The following is a 3,292-nucleotide window of genomic DNA, read 5'->3' on the forward strand; positions in this document are numbered from 1 at the left end:
ATTTGATGCCTGGCAGTTCCCTACTCTCGCATGGGGAGACCCCACACTACCATCGGCGCTACGGCGTTTCACTTCTGAGTTCGGCATGGGGTCAGGTGGGACCACCGCGCTAGTGCCGCCAGGCAAATTCTGTGTGCCCCGACCGCCGTTGAGGCCGTCAGAACCAATCTCGGAACATCGCTGAAAACGACTTGGTCTCTCGAAAACACCTTCGGTGTTGTAAGGTTAAGCCTCACGGGTCATTAGTACCGGTTAGCTCAATGCATCGCTGCACTTACACATCCGGCCTATCAACGTCTTGGTCTTAAACGTCCCTTCAGGGAACTCAAGGTCCCAGGGAAGACTCATCTCGAGGCAAGTTTCGCGCTTAGATGCTTTCAGCGCTTATCTTTTCCGCACTTAGCTACCGGGCAGTGCCATTGGCATGACAACCCGAACACCAGGGGTGCGTTCACTCCGGTCCTCTCGTACTAGGAGCAACCCCTCTCAATCTTCCAACGCCCACGGCAGATAGGGACCGAACTGTCTCACGACGTTCTAAACCCAGCTCGCGTACCACTTTAAACGGCGAACAGCCGTACCCTTGGGACCTACTTCAGCCCCAGGATGTGATGAGCCGACATCGAGGTGCCAAACACCGCCGTCGATATGAACTCTTGGGCGGTATCAGCCTGTTATCCCCGGAGTACCTTTTATCCGTTGAGCGATGGCCCTTCCATTCAGAACCACCGGATCACTAAGACCTGCTTTCGCACCTGCTCGAGCCGTCACTCTCGCAGTCAAGCTAGCTTATGCCTTTGCACTAACCTCACGATGTCCGACCGTGATTAGCTAACCTTCGTGCTCCTCCGTTACTCTTTAGGAGGAGACCGCCCCAGTCAAACTACCCACCAGACACTGTCCTCACCCCGGATTACGGGGCCGAGTTAGAACATCAAACATTAAAGGGTGGTATTTCAAGGTTGGCTCCACGCAGACTGGCGTCCACGCTTCAAAGCCTCCCACCTATCCTACACATCAAGGCTCAATGTTCAGTGTCAAGCTATAGTAAAGGTTCACGGGGTCTTTCCGTCTTGCCGCGGGTACACTGCATCTTCACAGCGAGTTCAATTTCACTGAGTCTCGGGTGGAGACAGCCTGGCCATCATTACGCCATTCGTGCAGGTCGGAACTTACCCGACAAGGAATTTCGCTACCTTAGGACCGTTATAGTTACGGCCGCCGTTTACCGGGGCTTCGATCAAGAGCTTCGCGTTGCCGCTAACCCCATCAATTAACCTTCCGGCACCGGGCAGGCGTCACACCGTATACGTCCACTTTCGTGTTTGCACAGTGCTGTGTTTTTATTAAACAGTTGCAGCCAGCTGGTATCTGCGACTGGCTTCAGCTCAGGGAGCAAGTCCCGTCACCTACGCGCCAGCGTGCCTTCTCCCGAAGTTACGGCACCATTTTGCCTAGTTCCTTCACCCGAGTTCTCTCAAGCGCCTGAGTATTCTCTACCTGACCACCTGTGTCGGTTTGGGGTACGATTTCGTGTTACCTGGAGCTTAGAGGCTTTTCCTGGAAGCAGGGCATCAGCTACTTCACCACCGTAGTGGCTCGTCATCACGCCTCAGTGTTAAAGCCAACCGGATTTACCGGGTTGACCCACCTACACGCTTAAACCAGGACAACCGTCGCCTGGCCAGCCTAGCCTTCTCCGTCCCCCCTTCGCAGTAACACCAAGTACAGGAATATTAACCTGTTTCCCATCGACTACGCTTTTCAGCCTCGCCTTAGGGGTCGACTCACCCTGCCCCGATTAACGTTGGACAGGAACCCTTGGTCTTCCGGCGTGCGGGTTTTTCACCCGCATTATCGTTACTTATGTCAGCATTCGCACTTCTGATACCTCCAGCAGACCTCACAGTCCACCTTCGCAGGCTTACAGAACGCTCCCCTACCCAACAACGCATAAGCGTCGCTGCCGCAGCTTCGGTGCATGGTTTAGCCCCGTTACATCTTCCGCGCAGGCCGACTCGACCAGTGAGCTATTACGCTTTCTTTAAATGATGGCTGCTTCTAAGCCAACATCCTGGCTGTCTATGCCTTCCCACATCGTTTCCCACTTAACCATGACTTTGGGACCTTAGCTGGCGGTCTGGGTTGTTTCCCTCTTCACGACGGACGTTAGCACCCGCCGTGTGTCTCCCGTGATAATATTCTTCGGTATTCGCAGTTTGCATCGGGTTGGTAAGCCGGGGTGGCCCCCTAGCCGAAACAGTGCTCTACCCCCGAAGATAAATTCACGAGGCGCTACCTAAATAGCTTTCGGGGAGAACCAGCTATCTCCCGGTTTGATTGGCCTTTCACCCCCAGCCACAAGTCATCCGCTAATTTTTCAACATTAGTCGGTTCGGTCCTCCAGTTAGTGTTACCCAACCTTCAACCTGCCCATGGCTAGATCACCGGGTTTCGGGTCTATACCTTGCAACTTGACGCCCAGTTAAGACTCGGTTTCCCTACGGCTCCCCTATACGGTTAACCTTGCTACAAAATATAAGTCGCTGACCCATTATACAAAAGGTACGCAGTCACCCTGATAAATCAGGGCTCCCACTGCTTGTACGTACACGGTTTCAGGTTCTATTTCACTCCCCTCGCCGGGGTTCTTTTCGCCTTTCCCTCACGGTACTGGTTCACTATCGGTCAGTCAGGAGTATTTAGCCTTGGAGGATGGTCCCCCCATATTCAGACAGGATGTCACGTGTCCCGCCCTACTCATCGAACTCACAGCCTGTGTGCTTTTGTGTACGGGACTATCACCCTTTACTGTGCGGCTTTCCAGACGCTTCCACTAACACACAAACTGATTCAGGTTCTGGGCTGTTCCCCGTTCGCTCGCCGCTACTGGGGGAATCTCGGTTGATTTCTTTTCCTCGGGGTACTTAGATGTTTCAGTTCCCCCGGTTCGCCTCATTACGCTATGTATTCACATAATGATAGTGTGACGTATCACACTGGGTTTCCCCATTCGGGTATCGTCGGGTATAACGCTTCATATCAGCTTACCGACGCTTATCGCAGATTAGCACGCCCTTCATCGCCTCTGACTGCCTAGGCATCCACCGTGTACGCTTAGTCGCTTAACCTCACAACCCGAAGATGTTTCCATCACGGATGTGATTATTTGAGAGACTCTATTACAACCACGCACTACTCAATACCGCAGCTGGAAGCCGCGATAATTACGGAGAGTAATGGGTGCTGTAATGTTTCAATTTTCAGCTTGTTCCGGATTGTTAAAGAGCAA

At 53.0% G+C, this 3,292-nt stretch carries 2 rRNA genes; both read right to left on the bottom strand.

Annotated elements, in window-relative coordinates:
* Positions 1-7: 7 nt before the first annotated feature.
* Positions 8-123, bottom strand: a 5S ribosomal RNA gene (gene rrf / locus CYR55_RS22460).
* Between the two features lie 98 nt (positions 124-221).
* Positions 222-3,131, bottom strand: a 23S ribosomal RNA gene (locus CYR55_RS22465).
* Positions 3,132-3,292 lie beyond the last annotated feature (161 nt).

This window comes from Chimaeribacter californicus, from assembly GCF_002858675.1.
Lineage (GTDB): Bacteria > Pseudomonadota > Gammaproteobacteria > Enterobacterales > Enterobacteriaceae > Chimaeribacter > Chimaeribacter californicus.